The sequence below is a fragment of the Urbifossiella limnaea genome (genome assembly GCF_007747215.1).
GTDB lineage: Bacteria > Planctomycetota > Planctomycetia > Gemmatales > Gemmataceae > Urbifossiella > Urbifossiella limnaea.
Genome location: NZ_CP036273.1, coordinates 1,077,245 through 1,095,461 on the forward strand (window position 1 = coordinate 1,077,245; position 18,217 = coordinate 1,095,461).

General features: G+C 67.6%; 13 protein-coding genes. 6 read left to right on the plus strand and 7 right to left on the minus strand.

The annotated features are described in order from the left end of the window. Positions 1–453: 453 nt before the first annotated feature. The 3 genes from ETAA1_RS04325 to ETAA1_RS04330 all read right to left on the minus strand — a co-directional run bounded on the left by ETAA1_RS04325 (position 454) and on the right by ETAA1_RS04330 (position 1,691). Positions 454–846 (minus strand): AAA family ATPase, encoded by a 393-nt coding sequence (locus ETAA1_RS04325; protein ID WP_145234635.1) that lies wholly within the window; start codon positions 844–846, stop codon positions 454–456. 249 nt (positions 847–1,095) lie between these two features. Continuing rightward, on the minus strand, positions 1,096–1,272 hold the full coding sequence (locus tag ETAA1_RS31460; protein ID WP_202920654.1) for a hypothetical protein: 177 nt from the start codon (positions 1,270–1,272) through the stop codon (positions 1,096–1,098). 38 nt (positions 1,273–1,310) lie between these two features. Further along, entirely contained in the window at positions 1,311–1,691 is a 381-nt protein-coding gene (locus ETAA1_RS04330) for a hypothetical protein (protein WP_145234636.1), read from the minus strand. Between the two features lie 136 nt (positions 1,692–1,827). On the opposite strand from ETAA1_RS04330, the gene ETAA1_RS04335 reads away from it, so the two are divergent. Beyond that, on the plus strand, positions 1,828–3,357 hold the full coding sequence (locus ETAA1_RS04335) for an IS1380 family transposase (protein ID WP_202920205.1): 1,530 nt from the start codon (positions 1,828–1,830) through the stop codon (positions 3,355–3,357). Between the two features lie 200 nt (positions 3,358–3,557). Here the strand turns inward: ETAA1_RS04335 and ETAA1_RS33345 are convergent, their stop codons facing one another. The 4 genes from ETAA1_RS33345 to ETAA1_RS04350 are packed head-to-tail and all read right to left on the minus strand — an operon-like array spanning position 3,558 to position 9,926. Further along, positions 3,558–3,692 carry a hypothetical protein gene (locus tag ETAA1_RS33345; RefSeq protein WP_261342007.1) on the minus strand — a complete coding sequence of 45 codons (135 nt, stop codon included), beginning with the start codon at positions 3,690–3,692 and terminating at the stop codon, positions 3,558–3,560. Beyond that, on the minus strand, positions 3,692–3,814 hold the full coding sequence (locus tag ETAA1_RS32715; RefSeq protein ID WP_145234639.1) for a plasmid pRiA4b ORF-3 family protein: 123 nt from the start codon (positions 3,812–3,814) through the stop codon (positions 3,692–3,694). Before ETAA1_RS32715 ends, ETAA1_RS33345 begins: the two co-directional genes overlap by 1 nt. Then, positions 3,811–5,496, minus strand: coding sequence for a DMP19 family protein (locus ETAA1_RS04345; protein WP_145234641.1), 1,686 nt, complete (start codon positions 5,494–5,496; stop codon positions 3,811–3,813). Before ETAA1_RS04345 ends, ETAA1_RS32715 begins: the two co-directional genes overlap by 4 nt. A 44-nt stretch (positions 5,497–5,540) precedes the next feature. Continuing rightward, positions 5,541–9,926: a bifunctional RecB family nuclease/DEAD/DEAH box helicase gene (locus ETAA1_RS04350; RefSeq protein ID WP_145234643.1), complete on the minus strand. Its 4,386-nt coding sequence runs from the start codon at positions 9,924–9,926 to the stop codon at positions 5,541–5,543. 191 nt (positions 9,927–10,117) lie between these two features. Here ETAA1_RS04350 and hsdR point away from each other — a divergent pair, with 191 nt between their 5' ends. The 5 genes from hsdR to ETAA1_RS04375 are packed head-to-tail and all read left to right on the plus strand — an operon-like array spanning position 10,118 to position 18,211. Beyond that, a complete protein-coding gene (gene hsdR, locus ETAA1_RS04355) occupies positions 10,118–13,576 on the plus strand; it encodes a type I restriction-modification system endonuclease (protein ID WP_261342008.1) in 3,459 nt (1,152 codons plus the stop codon). Positions 13,577–13,612: 36 nt separating this feature from the next. Beyond that, positions 13,613–14,455: a DUF488 domain-containing protein gene (locus tag ETAA1_RS04360; RefSeq protein ID WP_202920656.1), complete on the plus strand. Its 843-nt coding sequence runs from the start codon at positions 13,613–13,615 to the stop codon at positions 14,453–14,455. Continuing rightward, positions 14,452–15,300: a hypothetical protein gene (locus ETAA1_RS04365; RefSeq protein ID WP_145234647.1), complete on the plus strand. Its 849-nt coding sequence runs from the start codon at positions 14,452–14,454 to the stop codon at positions 15,298–15,300. Before ETAA1_RS04360 ends, ETAA1_RS04365 begins: the two co-directional genes overlap by 4 nt. Further along, on the plus strand, positions 15,297–16,727 hold the full coding sequence (locus tag ETAA1_RS04370) for a class I SAM-dependent DNA methyltransferase (protein WP_145234648.1): 1,431 nt from the start codon (positions 15,297–15,299) through the stop codon (positions 16,725–16,727). The genes ETAA1_RS04365 and ETAA1_RS04370 overlap by 4 nt, the downstream gene beginning before the upstream one ends. Further along, positions 16,724–18,211, plus strand: coding sequence for a hypothetical protein (locus ETAA1_RS04375; RefSeq protein ID WP_145234650.1), 1,488 nt, complete (start codon positions 16,724–16,726; stop codon positions 18,209–18,211). The genes ETAA1_RS04370 and ETAA1_RS04375 overlap by 4 nt, the downstream gene beginning before the upstream one ends. The last annotated feature ends 6 nt before the right edge of the window (positions 18,212–18,217 follow it).

Here is an 18,217-nt window from a genome sequence, read left to right on the forward strand (position 1 = left end):
GTTGACACCTGCTCCGGCACGCGCCGGAGAGTTGCGGTCGGGTTACCTCGTTCCTCATTCCGGTGTTGCGCTGGACGACGGGCCTTGCTATTCGCCGGGGTACTTGAGGATGCGAACCGGATCGGTAAGGAACCCGTCCGGCGGTGTGGCTCCGTATTCAAGCGGGCCACCTGTTCCCCATGCCCTTTTGGGCCAAGCCGATAACCCGAGTAGGCTTGTTGACGATGACGGCGATTCGGACGCAAGTTCGTGTTCCTACCCATGTCCAGCCGAGCTTGATGGGATTCCCGGTCGGATTCCGGGTTACCACCGTTCAGGCCCGCTTCAGGGATTGATGGTCAGTCGCTACCCTGGGGCCTGTGCTTCACCTCTCGCATCTGAGGGGCGGGAGTCTCACCCGCACCGGAACGAAGTTGTCGTGACCGCTTGGTCACGCCGTCGAACCCCGACTGCTCACGCAGCCGTTTCCGACGAACGAGTCGCACTGAAGATCTCGTCGAGGAAGCACACGTCGGCCTCGGGGAGGCGGCCGGTGGTCACGCGGACGAACCGGTCCTCCTTCAGGCCGGCGAGCGACACCGGGCCGAATAGCTCGTCCGGCTGGGTGAACTTGGTCAGCAGGGCGGTGAACCGGCGCCCGTCCAGCCACCGGGCGACGGCGTCGAGGAGCAGGCTCTTGGCGGTCCCGGGGGGGCCGACGAGGAGCACGTGCTCGCGGGCGACGAGGGCGGTGAGGACGAGGTCGACCTCGTCGTCCCGCTCGATGAGCGCGGCGGCCAGCCCGGCGCGGGCGGCGAGGAACTTGTCTCGCACCGGGGTGCGGGACGGCGGGCGGACCAGCTTCATGCGACGACCTCCGTTGACGTGTCGTGGGATACCCGGGCCGCGCCCGGGCGGCCGACGGGGGGCTGCGGCCCGCCCGCGGCAGCACCGAGCGAAACCCCGAGCCGTGACGGCTACGTGGGGTTCAACCAAGAATGACACGAACGTGACCGGGATTAAGCTCGCGCCCGACGCGCATCGGAAACGACGACCGTGGCCTCCTCCGACGCGTCTCCAGACCGGCTCGGTGGGCTCCACAAGCAGGTGCGGGGGTCACACCGCACTCGCGGACGGCCGCTTGCGGGCCGGCTTCTCGGTCAACGTGCGGCAGAGCTCCGCGTACTCGTCGGTCCGATGCCCCCGGCGAAAGGCGTCGACCAGACCGGCGATCTCCTCGACGGCGGGTCGCACGTCGTCGGCGCTCCCGCCGCCGGGGGGTCGTTTCGCCATCGCTGACTCCAGTCTCGACCCGAAAAGCGCTGATGCCGCTACCGGACGCCCAACTCGGCGGCGACGGCGGCCACCTTCCGCACCGCAGCCGGGCGGGTCATACGCCGCGTCTCTCCCAGGAAGCGGATCGCCTCCTCCTTCCTGCCCGTCCGCACCAGCCCGTACAGCCGCATCTCCCACCTGGATTCGACGCCGGGGGCGGCGGCGTTCAACCACTCCACCCGGACCTTGCCGTCCGGGATGCCGCAGGTGAGAATCCGTCGGCGGTCGTCGGGGTAGTGCGTCTGCTTGTACCGGACGAGGCCGTCGATCATGCCGTGAACGTCGTCGGACGCGAACTCGGCCCACAGGTCGGGGTTCTCGGCCTCGATCACCTCCCACGCCTTGCGGTAGCCCTCCCGGGCACCCTCGAGGCCCACGCACTAGTCCTTAACGAAGCGTGATCTCAGCCGCGTTGATTGGTCTGCTTCTCAAAATGCTTGAAATCCTCGGCCGTTTCCAGGGTTTGTGGGAGTAGCTGCTTCCCCTTCGCCCGGAATCCACCGAGGAGTTCAAGTGAAGCCCATCTTCCGCTCGTGGTTCCGCTCCCGCAAGTCCCGGATCGAGCGCCGACTCGACACGACACGCGACACCGCCACCCACCGCCCCGTGCTCTCGGCTCGCCCCCTCGACTACGACGTGTCGCGCCGCGACCGGGCCATCGCCCACGGCGGCATCGGGCTCATCCACACCCTCGCCCGGGAGGTCGGGCTACCCCGGGCCATCGACGACCGCCTGCACCTGCTCAAGGTGCACCTCCCCTACCACGAGTCCGACCACGTCCTCAACATCGCCTACAACGCGCTGTGCCACGGGACCTGCCTCCAGGACATCGACCTGCGGCGCAACGACGACGCCTTCCTCGACGCCCTCGGGGCGCGACGCATCCCGGACCCGACCACCGCCGGCGACTTCTGCCGACGCTTCACGGCCGCGGACCTCGACACGCTCCAGGACGCCATCGACGTAGCCCGACGGAACGTCTGGGCCGAGCAGCCCGCGTCGTTCTTCGACCGGGCCACGCTCGACATGGACGGCACGCTCGTCGCGACCACCGGGGCCTGCAAGGCCGGCATGGACATCGCCTACGACGGCACGTGGGGCTACCACCCCCTCGTCGTGACCCTGGCCGAGACCGGCGAGGTGCTGCGGCTGGTGAACCGGCCCGGCAACCGGCCCTCGCACGAGGGGGCCGCCGGCCAGGTCGATCGAGCCATTCTGCTCTGCCTGCGGGCCGGCTTCCGCCGCATCGTCCTCCGCGGCGACACCGACTTCTCGCAGACCGAGCACCTCGACCGCTGGCACGCCCTCCCGTGGGTCCGCTTCGTCTTCGGCTACGACGCCCGGCCCAACCTCCGTGCGGAAGCCGAGGACGTGCCGGCTTCCCAGTGGAAGCCGTTGCGTCGCCCGCCGTGCTACGACGTGAAGACGCGGCCCCGCACACGGCCCGAGGCCGTGAAGGATCGCATCGTCCGCGAGCGTGGCTTCGAGGTCTTACGGCTCAAGTCCGAGGAGGTCGCCGAGTTCGACTACCAGCCGACCGCGTGTGCCAACACCTTCCGCATGGTCGTGGTCCGCAAGCACATCTCGCGTGAGAAGGGGGAGCAGGTGCTGTTCCCCGAGGTGCGGTACTTCTTCTACCTCACCAACGACCGGGACCTCACCGCCGCGGAGGTGGTGTTCGAGGCCAACGCCCGGTGCGACCAGGAGAACCTGCTGGCCCAGTTGCACGGCGGCACGCACGCCCTCGCCGCGCCGGTGGACGCCCTGGTCAGCAACGGGGCGTGGATGGTGATGACGGCCCTGGCGTGGACGTTGAAGGCGTGGTGGGCGTTGCTGCTGCCGGAGTCGCCGGGCCGGTGGCAGGAGCACCACCGGGCGGAGAAGATGCGCGTGCTGCGGATGGAGTTCAGGACGTTCGTGAACGCCTTCGTGACGATCCCGTGTCAGGTGCTCCAGACCAGCCGTCGCGTGGTGTTGCGACTGCTGGGCTGGAACCCGTACCTGATGACGTTCTTCCGCCTGGTGACACGGCTGCGTCAGTGAAGGTTCGTCATCGAAGTCGGGATCCGGATGTCCCGATCCGTGCGCACGCCGAGAGCGACACGCAGGAAGGAGAAGCGGGCGGATGACGTGAGAATCGCGTGGCGAGGCGGAACCAAGAGGGCTCCGCACGGTGAGGGTGTCGCTTCATCGAAGCGCGATCGACTCCGCAACAGACGGCCCAGGTCTCGCTTGTTTAAGGACTAGTTCCAGGCGACGTTGGCGAAGAACAGGGCGACGTGCATCGCCTCCGTCGAGTGATCGGCGTCGGGATTCAGGAGCAGGCGTTCCGCCATCTCCTTCATGATCTCGGACATCTTGCGCGGGTGGTGTGGCATCACGTCACCTTCCTCATCGCCTTCGTCGCCATCTTTGGATCGAACTCGTCCGGGTCGAACCGGCCCCCGATCCAGGCCAGCATGTTCGCGTGTTCGTCGTGCTCGGGGGGTACTCGACTCATTCCGCCGCCCCGCTGCCCTCGACGAAGGTGTGGTCCACGGTCGCCAACACCCGGCACCGGACGGCCCGGCCGCGGATGCGTCCCGGAGCGAACCGGAGCCGCGCGAGCAGCGGCGGGTAGGTGCCCCACTCCCCGCCCGAGTAGACCCCGCTCCCGTTGGCCACGGCCGAGGTCACCGCCCCCGCCTCGTCCACCATCAGGAAGTACGCGATGCCGTCCTTGAACGTGTTCCAGTCCTCGTAGTCACTCCTCGTCGCGCCCGCGAGGTTCCGCTCGTACACCTCCCGCAGGAACCCGGGCACGCGCAGGTCCGCGCGGACGGCGTCCAGGTTGGGCGGTCGGGGGTGCTCGTCGACGGGGATGTGCCCCCAGGCGGCGTACAGTTCCGCGTCCGCCCGCGTGTCGAGTACTACGGCCGGGACCGGCCGGTCGAACTTCGGGTACGACCGGGGCTCGCCCGGCTTTCCACGGGCGTGGACCGTCACCGACCGGACCCGGCCGTTGTCCCAGTACGTCGTCGCCTCCCCGTCCTGGACCCCGTTCCGGTAGGCCGACACGCCCCAGAGCCGGCCGTTGTGGAAGGTGGTCACCCGGCCGTGCTTCCGCCCGCCCTTCAGCTCCGCCTCGGTGGTGAAGCTGTGCTCGATGTAGACGTCGTACCCCCAGTTGATGCTCCGGCCGTCCTCCCGGAACGTGCCCGTCCCGTTCTTCACGACCTGCCGGCGGCCGTCGTCCCAGGCGTTGCGGACGACCGGCAGCCCGGCCGCGTCGTGGTCGGCCTCCAGCCGCGGTGCCCCGTCGTCGAAGAACTTCAACCACGGCCCCCGCGGCTCGGTCCCGGCGACCGCCAACTCCTCGGCCAGATGCCCGTTCTCGTGGTACAGCCGCACCGGCTCGACGACGTAACCGTCTTTGTCCCTCACGTACCGCTTGTGGAGCCGGCCGCTCGGGTAGAACCACTCGACGACGGTCAGCCCGCCCCGCTTGGCCTGCTTCCGCATGGGCTGGCCGGACGGCCAGAAGTCGCCGCTGACCTTGCCGGACTTGTAGAATCGGGCCTGGCGGACGGTCCCGTCCTCGAAGAACTCGCGGTACGCCCCGTGCGGCCGGCCGGCCTTCACCTCCAGGTACTCCCGCACGCCCCCGTCCGTCCCGCGGATCTCGACCGCTCCGGTGAAGTGGGGGTCGATGGGTTCCCCGGTCTCGTCCGCCGCCAGCTCGCCGATGTGGGAGCGGACCCAATCCTCGACCGCCCGGTTGACCCGGGAGACCACTCCCTTGAAGGCCCGGTCGAGACCGTCGAACTCGGTGATGCTGCCGAACAGCCCGTCCCACGGGTTCGCCACGTCGAACGCCTTGCGGTGCCGGCGGTAGACGGCGGCCGCGTCCCGCACCGCCGCCGCGGCCTTCGGGTCGCCGAGGTCGGCCAGCAGGTCGGCCAGCGGGGTCAGCCCGTCCTCGCCGCGGTGGTTGTAGAAGAACTGGGTGAACCCGCCGTTGGGCACGTCGGCCTGCATCCGCCCCCACGCGGCCACGGCCCGCTGGGTCGGGCCGAGCCTCGTTGACGGACGTCGGCTGGCCGCGGCCGCGAAGGCGTCACCGAGCGCGGCGGCGAGATCGCCGCCGGTACTGAGGAAGAAGCTCACCCGGCTGATCCGCGGGAGGCGGGCTGGACTGGGCATTCGACGGGCTCGGAAAGCGTGGGGGGCTGCGCCGACCGGACGCGTTACTGCCGCCGCCCGGTCGGTCGGGACGGCTCGGAATCCGCCACGGTCCGCACGGGAGGCGGCGACGGCGCACCACCGCCCCAGACCCGGACTGGCGTACTGTCCCGGTCGCCCTCCCAGAGGAGGGTGGTGCAGGTCCGCAGGAGGAGGTTCTTCCACAGCAGGGCGTTGGCAAACGTCTCCTCGTCCGGGCTGAACAGCTCGAACACGCTCCGCGCCGCCACCAGCACCATCTTCCGCTTCGCCCGGCTGACCGCCACCGTCAGCCGCCGCGGGTCGAGCAGGAACCCGGCCGCCGCCAGCAGGTAGCCGCGGTCGCTCTCGGTCGCGCTCACCACGACGACCGTCCGCTCCCCGCCCTGGAACCGCTCGACCGTGTCCACCGCCGACCGGGCCGGCAGCCCGGTCGCCGGGTCGACCACGCTCAGCTCCGGGAACGCCTGCTGCAACGCCGCCCGCTGCGCCCGGTGCGGGACCACCACCCCCAGCCCGTCGACCGGGTCCAGCCCGTGCCCGGCCGGGTCGACCAGGGCCGTCAGCACCGGGCCGACCAGGGCCTGCTCGAACGGGTTGCGGACCTGGCTCCCGCACTCGTCGTGGACGACTACGACCAGCGGGTACGCCGGGTCCAGCACCGCCGCCGTGAAGGGGTCCGCGTGCGGCCAGGCCGGGAGCAGGTCGGTCTTCTTCGAGTGGTAGGCGATCCCGTCGTGTCGGTAGACCTCCTGGCGCAGAAACTCGGCCATCGCCGCGTGCAGCCGGAAGCTCTCGGCGAACCGGATCACCGGCGGGGGCGGGGCCTGCGCCAGCAGCGTGTCGAACAGGCTCTGGTACACCTGGTACTGGGCGAACGTCCGCCGGGCCTCGGCGTCCCAGTCGTGCTTGACAATCGGCGGCATCTGCCGGTGGTCCCCGACCACCACCACCGGGGCGTCGGCTTTCAGCGGGAGGGCGGCCATGAGGGCCGCGGGCAGGCTCAGCTGGCTCGCCTCGTCGAGCACCAGGAGGTCGCACAGCTCGTGGCCGAACACCCCCTTCGACCACTTCTGCTTGAGCAGCTGGTAGGTGCCGCCGGCGGTCACCCCGATCACCGCCCACTCGTGCCCCTGGATGACGTCCGCGTTGTACTGCTCCTCCGTCGTCTTCTCGGCGTCCTTGGCCAGCGGGATTACCCCGTCCGGGGGCGGGTCGTTCGGGGCCACCCGGTACAGCGGCACGTCCAGCAGCCGGGCGTCGAAGTGCCGGTCGAACAACTTCGGGTCGGCCGCCCGCAGCTCCCGCAGCTTCTCCCGCACGGCCAGGACGTTGGCCACCAGCACGTCGATGGCGGCGTGGGTGTGGCAGGTGAGGAACGCCCGGCACGGCCGGCCGGCCCGCATCGCCCCCTGGAGGCGGGCCAGCACCGCGAACGCGGTGGCGTACGACTTGCCCGTTCCCGGCGGCCCCTGGACGAGCAGGACCGGGGTGGCGGCGTGGCCGCCGATGAACGCCCGCTTGCCCGGCTCGAAGTCGTGCAGCAGGCCCGCGTCCCGGAACGCGTCGAGCCCGGCCAGGAACGCCGCCTGGCCCGGCGACCCGGCCCCGTCCCCGGCCGCCGGCGGGCTCGCCAGCCGGTCATACAGGGCGTTCGGCTGCCCCGCACACAGCCCCTCCACCACCTTCGCGTGCCAGTACCCGGAGATGTCGTTCGGGCACGGGTCGAGGGTGTACGCTGCCCCGGGGACGAGGGGCCGGCTGATCGCCGAGAAGACGAACGGCTTCATGCTGTCGTTGCCGAACCCGTCGGTCAGCTCGACCTCGGCGACGGCCTCCTCGGCCCGGCCGGCGGCGTCGGCCCGGGTCACCACCACCCGCCGGAACACCGCCCGGGTGCCGTAGAGCATCTGCTTCGGGGTCGGGGTGAACTCGGTCTGTTGGTCCGCCGGGAGCCGCTCGTCGACCGTCCACCGCGGGTAGACGACGACCCGCTCACCGTCCCGCAGGGTGGACAGGAGGAGGGCCTCGGGGAGGTCGCAGTCGACCCCGGCGGCCTCCACCCGGAGCCGGACCCGGAGCCCGTCGGCCGACCACTTGCACTCGGCCGACTGCTCCTTGTTGAGCCGGAATTGTTTGCCGGGGTTGGCGGCCTTGAACGCCGCCGCATACCCCTCCCGCTTGAGCCGCCGCCGCTCGTTCTCCCGGTTCCGCTCGGCGACGCCGGGCTCCTGGTCGGCCTCGACGTACCGGACCAGGAGGCACTCGCCCATGAGCACCCGCCGCTCCGGCTGGGCGTGCCGGGTCGCCTTCCAGTCGGCGAGCGCGACCAGCCGCTCGATGGTGACGAACTCGTCCAGGGCGTGGGCCAGGTCGCGGGCCTTGTCCTCGTAGGCCGCCACGTCCGGCAGGACGAACGGCGTCTTGGCCGTGTTCGGGTTCCCGGCGACCGACCCGGCGACGTGCGCGATCGCCTCCAGCCGCTGTGCCTGGAACGCGGTCACAAGATCCACCGTGGCCCCGCGGAAGTCGGCGAACTCGTCCCCCCGGCCGGCGGCCGGCTGCGGGAGCTGCCCCCAGGCGGCGTAGGCGTACTCCAGCGGGACCGAGCTGGCGAACCGGGACCGGCGGGTGTACCACTCGGCCTGCCCGTCCACGTCGACCTTGCCCAGGTAGTCGAACAGCCGGGCCTTGAAGCGGTCCCGGAAGGGGTGGGGCGTGTTCCAGTCGAACTTCAGGTAGGCGGCCAGGGACTGGAGGGACTGGCAGGTCATCGGGAAGTTCTTGAACGCCCGGACCTCGTCGGCCAGGTAGCTGGCGATCGGGGAGTCGAAGGCCGCGAGCTGGGTCAGGAAGTCGTACAGCGGCGGCGTGGTCCCGAGGATCGCGGGGAAGTTGCGGGCCAGCCCGTCCAGGAGCAGCCGCTGCTCGTGCCGGTCGAAGAAGACGACGTGGACCGGGGCGGCCTTCTTCTCGGCCGCCGGGTCGGACGGGGCGGCCAGCTCGACCACCGCGTCGAGGAGCCCGCGGGTCCAGCCGACGAACAGGTCGCGCTCGGCGGCGGCCGAATCGGGCGGGCCGGCGGTCATCCTGACCACCGTGCGGCGGCGAACCGGGGCGCCGTTCTCGCACGCCACGACCCGCGCACCGAGCAGGTACACCCGGCCTTCGAGGTAGTCGAACTGGGCGTCGACGTACACCCACACGAGGTTCGGGTTCAGGTCCGGGCGGGCCACCGGCAGCGAACTGTTCCCCTTGTCCGGGATGAACGGCAGGGCCACTGTGCCGTCCTTCTTCGTGGAGCGGCGGAACTGTTTGGCCCGGTGGACCAGCTCGTCGAGCCGCGGGCCGACCGGCCAGGTGGCGGCCAGCTTCTTGACCAGTGCTTCGCGGCCCGGGGAGGGGACCAGATCAGTGGTCGTTTCACCTGCCCCGACCGGGGCGAACTCCTTGAGCCCCGCCAGCTCGCGGACCGTCGTCACCCCGGCCCGCCGGAGGGCGTCCTTCTCGGTGCCGCTCAGGTACGGCAGGAGGGACAGGTCTTCCCGCTCCGCGCTCCACTTCATGCAGAACTCGGTGTACAGGCACCCGTCGCACTTGAACGACAGCGAGTACGGCAGGTCGTCGAACGGGGTGCCGGCGACCCGGCGGGCGGCCGAGGTGGGGCCGAGGACGAGGTCGCGGGCCGACTGGGCGTACGCCTCGGAGTCGGCGACCAGTTCCAGCAGGTAGTCGCCGAGCCCGAACTCGGTCTTCGCGGCGTCCCGGAGCGGGGCCGCGGCGGCCTCTTCCTCCGGCGTCGGGTCGACCGGTGTGCGGAACAGGATGCCGGTCCGGGTCGCGGCGTGGGCCACCCCCTCGGTGGCGAGGAGGGCTTCCAGCATGAGGCGGTAGAAGGTGACCTGGAGGCGGTGCTCGACCTTGGCCGCGGCGGTCGCCTTCATATCGGCAATAAGGGGGTAGAGGGTGCCGTCGGCCGCCCGCTCCAGCTTGAGCAGGTCGACGTCGCCGCGGAGCCGCCACCCGTGCAGCTCGACGTCCAGGCGGACCTGGAACAGGAGCACCGTCTGCCCGGGTGCGAGCGTGCGGGCCTCGGCGGCGACCTGCGCGTTGTTCGGCGGGCGGGCGTGGGAGCCGCCGGCCAGGGCCGCGTAGTCGACCGCCCGGAACCGGGCCGCGAGGTCGGCCGCGACCGCGTCCTCGAAGGACTTGCCGGAGAGGGACAGGAGCGGGGTGATCCGCTGGGGGGCAACCCCGTACGGCTCCATGAACTCCTGCCCGGCCCGGTCCGCGAGGCGGAAGCGGAGATACCGCTCGCATTGCTCCAGCCGGACGAACTGGGTCACGTCCGTCGGGGTCAGGCGCAGGGGCTGCAATTTGGAGAGCACGGGCAGTGAAACGGACGCGCTCATCAGCCCTCACTCGTCATCGAGCCGGAACCGATACAGCCAGATCACGCCCAAATGAACATCCTGCCAACCTATGCAGCATCCGGCCTGCTTGCTACAGTAACACACCGCCTCCGCTTCAACCTCCCGGTCTACGTCACAGATCCAGAGCCCGGACTCCGGGATGACGGAAATCGACACGCAGGTGATTCGCCGTGGGTACGACGCCGCCCGCTACACCCAGTAACACTGCCGGAAAAGATCATCTGAAGTCCCCCAACTTCCAATTCCTGACGGATCACCACACGCTGTTGGTGCACTTCGCGGCCCTGGCCGAGCGATACCTGTTCGACGACCCCAGCACCGCCCTCTTCAAGCTGCGGCAGTTCGCCGAACTCCTCGCCCGGCAAGCCTGCGCCCACGTCGGGATCGCCACCTTGCCGGCCGACGACCAGGTCGCGGTGCTGAACCTGCTGCGCGACCGCCGGGTCGCGGCGGCCGACACCCTCGACCTGTTCCACGCCCTGCGGAAGACCGGGAACGCCGCGGTACACGAGGGCGCGGGGACGCAGTCCGACGCCCTCCACCACCTGCGGATGGCCCGGCAGCTGGCGATCTGGTTCGACCGCTCGTTCGGGAACTCGAAGCAGCCGTACGGCCCGTTCGTCCCGCCCCCGAACCCGGCCGCCGCCACCGCCGCCCTGGTCGCCGAACTCGACCGGCTCCGCACCGAAGCCCTCGCGCAAACCGAGGCGGTCGAGAAGCTCAAGCTCACCGCGGCCGGGGAGGCGGAGCGCAGGCGGGACGCCGAGGCCGCCGCCGCAACCGCGTACTCCGAGTTGCAGGTGGCCCTGGAACTCGCGGGAGAAAGCTCGTCGCTCCTGGAGGCCGAGCGCAAGGCGTTCGACCAGCAGCTGGCCGCGGTGCAGGCCGCCGTCGCCGTGAGGCCGTCGGCCGAGGTGGAAGCGGTCCTCGAACGCACGCGCAAGGCTGCTGCGTTGGTCGAGCTGGACGAGGTGGCCACCAGGCGGAAGATCGACCAGCAACTCCGCGAGGCCGGGTGGGAGGCCGATACCGAGACGATCCGGCACTCACTCGGCGTTCGCCCCCAGAAAAACAAGAACCTCGCCATCGCCGAGTGGCCAACGGCCGAAGGCCCGGCGGATTACGTCCTGTTCGTCGGGCTGAAGCCGGTGGCGGCGGTCGAGGCGAAGAAGGTGAACGTGGATGTCGCCGGCAAGGTCGGCCAGGCCAAGCGGTACAGCCGCGGCCTCCAGGTCGATACAACACTGACCGCCCCCGGCGGCCCGTGGGACGGGCACAACCTGCCGTTCTGCTTCTCAACCAACGGCCGCCCCTACTTGCGCCAGCTCGAAACCAAGTCGGGCATTTGGTTCTGCGACGTGCGCAAGCCGACCAACCTGTCGCGGGCGTTGGAGGGGTGGTACACGCCCGCCGGGCTCGACGCCCTCCTCGCGTCGGACGCCGGGGCGGCGCAGGGCAAGCTCGCGGCCGAGCCGACCGACTACCTGCCGCTCCGCGACTACCAGTTGGCCGCCGTGCGGTCGGTGGAGGACGCGCTCGCCGCGGGCCGGCGGTCGATGCTGGTGGCGATGGCGACCGGGACCGGCAAGACGGTCACCTGCCTCGGCATGATCTACCGCCTGCTGAAGGCGGGCCGGTTCCGCCGGGTGCTGTTCCTGGTGGACCGCACCTCGCTCGAAACGCAGGCGTTCGAGAAGTTCGAGGCGATCAAGCTCGAAGGGCTGCGGCCGATCACCGAGATCTACGACGTGAAGCGGCTCGGCGACCTCGTGCCGGACCCGAACACCCGGCTCCACTTCGGCACCGTGCAGGGGATGGTGAAGCGCATCCTGTACGCCGCCGACCCGGCCGAGGTGCCTCCGGTCGACGCGTACGACTGCGTCGTCGTGGACGAGTGCCACCGCGGGTACACGATCGACCGCGAGCTGTCGGACTCGGAACTCACGTTCCGCGACGAGGCCGACTACGTCTCGAAGTACCGCCGGGTGCTCGACCACTTCGACGCCGTGAAGATCGGGCTGACCGCCACCCCGGCCCAGCACACGGAAGAGATCTTCGGCCCGCCGGTCGCCCAGTACAGCTACCGGCAGGCCGTAATCGACGGCTGGTTGGTGGACCACGAGCCGCCGCTCCAGATCGTCACGAAGCTCGGCCGCGACGGGATCAACTGGGCCACCGGCGAGGTCGTCGAGTACATCGTCCCCCGCCGCGACCCGGCCGAGATTCTCAAGGAGGCCGCCCCCGACGCAGTCAACATCGAGATCGACGACTTCCACCGGAAGGTCATCACCGAGAACTACAACCGGGTCGTCTGTGCGGTCCTCGCCGCCCACATCGACCCGTCGCTGCCGGGCAAGACGATCGTCTTCTGCGTCAACGACGCCCACGCCGACCTGGTCGTCACGCTCCTGAAGAAGGCGTTCGAGGCCCAGTACGGGGAGGTTGAGGACGACGCGGTAATGAAGCTCACCGGCAAGGCCGACAAGCCGATGAAGCTGATCAAGCGGTTCCAGAACGAGCGGCTGCCGAACGTGGCCGTCACCGTGGACCTGATCACCACCGGCACCGACGTGCCGGCCGTGACGAACCTCGTGTTCCTGCGCCGGGTGCGGAGCCGCATCCTGTACGAGCAGATGCTCGGCCGCGGCACGCGGCTCTGCGAGAACCTGTTCGGCCCCAAGGAAGACAAGTCGTCGTTCCGCGTGTACGACGCGGTCAACCTGTACGCCGCGTTGCTCCCGCACTCCGAGATGCGGCCCGTCGTCACGCGGCCGAAGCTGCCCTTCGTCCAGCTCGCCGCCGAGTTGCACGCGTTGACCGACGCCGACGCCCGTGCCGAGGTTCACGACCAGTTCCTGGCCAAGCTGCGGGCGAAGCGGCGGGTGCTGGAGTCGAACGAGGTCAACTTCGAGGGGTGCCAGAAGCTCACCGGGATGGCCCCGTGCGACTTCGTCACGCACATGGCGACGCTCACACCGGAGGAGACCCGCGACTGGTTCCAGGCGCACCCCAAGGTGCCGGAGTTCCTCGACCTCGCCCGGCTCGAGGCCGACCGCGTCTTCATCTCGTCCCACGCCGACGAGGTGGTGCGGGTCGAGCACGGGTACGGGGCCGGCGGCCAGAAGCCGGGCGACTACCTCGAATCCTTCCGCACGTTCGTGGCCGCCAACCGCGACGCCATCGCCACGCTGAAGCTGGTGACCCAGCGGCCCCGCGACCTGACGCGACAGGCCCTTAAGGAACTGAAGGTCGCGTTGCAGGAGGCCGGGTTCACCGAGACCCACCTCCAAACCGCCTGGCGGGAGACGCGGAACGAGGACATCGCCGCGACCATCATCGGCTACGTTCGGCACGTGATGACTGGGGAAGCACTTCGCCCGTACAAAGAGCGGGTTGCCGCCGCGATGAAGACGGTCCTCGCCGCCCGCCCGTGGACCCCGCCGCAGCGGAAGTGGCTGGAGCGGATCGGCAAGCAGCTCGAAACCGAAACGGTCGTGGACCGCCAGGCGTTCGACCACGGCCAGTTCCAGGCTGAGGGCGGGTTCAACCGGCTCAACAAGGTGTTCAACGGCGAACTGGAGTCGATCCTCGGGGAGATCGTCGAAGCCATCTGGCCAGTGGCGGCGTAGCTCAAGTAATGGACTCTTATGCTGAATCGACAGAAGATGATCGTCGAGATGCTCCGTCAAGCCGGTCGCCCCGTGACGAAGCTGGAACTCGTGAAATGGGCGTTCGTACTGTCTCGGGAAACTCCCGCCCGCGGGGGGGCCTCGTTTTACGAATTTCTGCCCTATCACTTTGGCCCTTACTCGTTTTCGCTCCAGCGGGAGCTCGACACACTCGTTGCTGAAGGCGTAATCGCTGCGACCGAAAAGACCTGGGCGTGCGAAGATCAACGACACCGCACCGACTTGCCACAAGCCATCAAAAACGACATCCGCTACATCGTTGGTCGGTTTCAGAACTGGTCGTCCGGCGAAGTCATCGACTACGTCTACCGCACGTACCCTGCCTACACCGTGAACAGCAAGCGTGAAAGACTCGCCGAGCGAAAAGTCGCCGTACCCGCGGTATACACCGCCGGCTATGAAGGATTGCAGATCGACGGGTTCTTGGATCTCCTCGTTCAGTCGGGTATTCGCCGCCTCATCGACGTACGCAACAATCCGGTGGCGCGGCGCTTTGGGTTCCATAAGTCGACGCTGGACCGACTCTGTGGCCATCTGGGCATCGAGTACGTCCACATCCCCGAGCTAGGAATCGTCTCCGAGGAGCGGAGAAATCTTAACACGATGTCCGAGTTTGATCAGCTATTCGATGTCTACGAGCGAACGATTTTGACGACTCAACGCCTGGCAGTGGAGCGTGTCGGCGAACTGATGACCGGAACTGCAAGCGTGTTGGTTTGCATGGAAGCAGAAGCATGCCGTTGTCACCGAAGCCGTCTAGGAGCCGAGGTGTCACGCCGCACGAAACTGCCCATCAAGCACCTGCGGGGCACACGATGAACATCAAGGTGCCTCCTGGCCCGGTAAGAACGCGCGTGCTCGTCACCGTGATGACCTACCCGCACCCTTCCCTGAAGTACCAGGAACTGGTCTGCACGGCCGGGATCACGGAAGCAGGGGAATGGGTTCGTTTGTACCCGATCGATTATCGCTACCGTTCAGTGAATCAGCGCTTTCGCAAGTACCAGTGGATCGACGTCGACCTCTGGCCTAACGGTGAAGGGAACGACAACCGGAAAGAAAGCCGACGCCCGGAACTCGATTCCATTGCCGTCGTGAGCGAACCGTTACCGACCGCCAACGGTTGGGCGGCCCGTCGCGCCATCATTGACGCTATGCCCCATCACACGCACAAACAACTCGCGGCGCGTTTCGACTCCGACAAGACTTCGCTCGGTATTCTTCGACCGACGAAAATCCACGATCTCGAAATCCGTCCAGCCGACCGCGATTGGAAGCCGGAATGGCAGCAGCTATTCTCACAGCTAACGCTGTTCGGCCCCCCTCAGAAGCCGCTTCGCAAATTGCCGTACACGTTCCACTACAAGTTCGAGTGTGACGACGATACTAAGCCGCATTACGCGATGTGCGAAGACTGGGAACTCGGAGTGCTCTTCCTCAATGAAGTGGCCCGGCTCGGGTCCGAGGAAGCCGCCGCCGAGAGTGTGAAGAAAAAGTTCCTTGGCGAACTTTGCTCCCCAGCGAAGGACACCCGATTCTTCATGGGCACTTTCTTCCCCTACAACACTTGGCTTGTGCTGGGTGTTTTTTGGCCACCGAGAGAAGCCAAACCGTCCGCCAAGAAGGATGTGTCTCTGTTTGACGAGATCGACGAAGCGACATGACCACTCAAGACATCGTCGCCAAGCTGTGGAACCTGTGCAACATCCTCCGGGATGACGGGGTCCACTACTCCCACTACGTCACCGAATTAACGTACTTGCTCTTCCTGAAGATGCTCAAGGAGACGGGGCAGGAGTCGCTCCTGCCGGCCGGCTACCGCTGGGACGACCTCAAGGGCAAGGACGGCATCGAGCAGTTCAACTTCTACCGCTCGCTCCTGGTCCACCTCGGCAACGAGGGCCGCGGGCGGGTGCAGGAGGTGTTCGCCAACTCGTCCACGCACCTGCGGCAGCCGAAGGATCTCGCCAAGCTCGTCACCGACCTCGACGGCCTCGACTGGTACGACGCGAAGTCCGACCCGGACGGGCTCGGCAAGCTGTACGAGGGACTGCTGGAGAAGAACGCCGCCGAGAAGAAGAGCGGAGCCGGGCAGTATTTCACGCCCCGGCCGCTCATCCAGTGTATCGTTGAGTTGGTGAAGCCGAAGGCGGGCGAGGTGGTCCAAGACCCGGCCGCGGGCACCGGCGGGTTCCTCATCGCCGCCCACGAGTACGTCAAGAAGCACACCGGCGACCTCTTCGACCTGAGCGAGAAGCAGGCGAACTTCCAGCGCAAGCAAGCCTACGTCGGCCTCGAACTGGTGCAGGAGACGCACCGCCTGCTGCTGATGAACGCGATGCTGCACGGCATCGAGAGCCCGATCACGCTCGGCGACGCCCTCGGCGACGCCGGGGCCAAGCTCCCCCGGGCCGATGTCATCCTGACCAACCCGCCGTTTGGCACCAAGAAGGGCGGCGGGCTGCCCACGCGGCCCGACCTCACCTACGCCACCAGCAACAAGCAGCTCGCCTTCCTCCAGCACATCTACCGCAACCTGAAGCCCGGCGGGCGGGCCGCGGTGGTGCTGCCGGATAACGTGCTGTTCGAGGACGGCACCGGCGTCGAGGTCCGCCGCGATCTCATGAACAAGTGCGACCTGCACACCGTCCTGCGGCTGCCGACCGGCATCTTCTACGCCCAGGGGGTGAAAACGAACGTCCTGTTCTTCCGCAAGGGCGAGACGAAGGACACGGGCAACACGAAGGCCGTGTGGGTGTTCGACCTGCGGACCAACATGCCGCAGTTCGGCAAGCGGACGCCGCTGACGCCGGCCACATTCAAGGACTTCGAGCACGCATTCGGCACCGACCCGCACGGCCAGAGCAGGCGGAAGGACCAGGGCGAGGAGGGGCGGTTCCGCAAGTTCACCCGCGAGCAGATCGCTGCCCGCTCCGACAACCTCGACATCACCTGGCTGCGGGACGAGAACGCCACCAATGCCGCCGACCTGCCCCCGCCGGACGAGATCGCCGCCCGCATCACCGCAAGGCTGAAGACGGCGTTGCAGGAGATGGACAAGCTCACCGCCGCGGTCGGGGGTGAGGCATGACCGACGCGGAAGACTTGCCCGACGGCTGGGCGGTGGCGACGCTCGGCGAGATCGGCTTCGGGAAGTCACAGCCAATCGACCCCGCGAAGGAACCAGAGGTTCTGTTTGAACTCTGGAGCGTGCCTTCGTTCGCCTCTGGAGAGCCAGAAGCCCGGTACGGCCGTGAAATCGAGTCAGGCAAACAACGGGTCCAGCCTGGAGACGTGTTGCTTTGCAAAATCAACCCGCGAATCAACCGTGTCTGGATTGTCGGCCCCTACCGAGGGAACCCTCAGATCGCATCAACCGAATGGATGGTGATTCGCACCCAGCATCTCGATAGCAGGTTCCTCGTTCACCAACTCCGCGAATGCTCATTCCGTGAGCGGTTGCTTGAGAACGTATCGGGGGTCGGTGGTTCACTCATGCGGGCACGTCCAGAGGGCGTCCGAGAACTGGAGGCCATGATTCCTCCGCTCGCGGAGCAACGGCGGATCGTGGCGAAGGTCGAGGAGTTGACGGCCCGGAGTCGGGCGGCACGGGTGGCACTGGTCGAGGTGCCGACGCTGTTGGAGCAGTTCCGACAGAGTGTGCTGGCGTCCGCGTTCCGCGGCGACCTCACCACCGACTGGCGGGCCAAGCACCCACACACCGAACCCGCCTCCGAATTCCTGGCCCGCATCCGCACCGAACGCCGCAAACAATGGGAAGCCAAATACCCGAAGAAGAAGTACGTCGAACCCGACCCGGTTGATGACGCCGACCTGCCGGAGCTACCGGAGGGCTGGTGCTGGGCGACAATCGAAGAACTTAACGATCCTTGCCGCCCGATCTCGTACGGCATCTTGAAACCCGGAGACTACGAATCAAACGGAATCGCCATGTTGCGAATCACCGATATGGTCTCAGGAGAAATTAATGACGAGCGTGTCCATCGAGTTTCTCAGGAACTCTCAGATCAGTACTCTCGAACATTGCTGTGTGGCGGCGAGTTACTGGTATCCCTCGTAGGGACTATTGGAGTGGTTGCCAGTGTTCCGAACTCCTGCCGCGGCTTCAATATTCACCGGAATTTGGGCCTGATCGCGGTATTGAGTCATGCTTCATGTGACTGGATCAAATACTATTTGCGATCCCCGAATGGCAGAAAGCAAATCAGCGAATGTACTACCGGAGGTAACCAACCACTTTTCAATCTGGGTGATCTAAGGCTAGTTGCAGTTCCAGTTGCACCACAAGTTGAGCAAGCCCTGATAATCGAACGCATTTCTCACGAATTGAATGTTACCAAAGCTACCGATCTCATATTACGGGAAATCAGTACGGGACTCGGCCAACTCGATCAATCCATCCTGGCCAAGGCGTTCCGCGGGGAGTTGGTGCCGCAAGACCCGGACGACGAGCCGGCCACTTTGCTGCTGGAACGCCTCCGCACCAGCCAGGCCGAGGCGAGCATGAACGGCACGGGCAAACGCACCCGCCGCAAACAATCGACCCAAGAGTGATCAAAC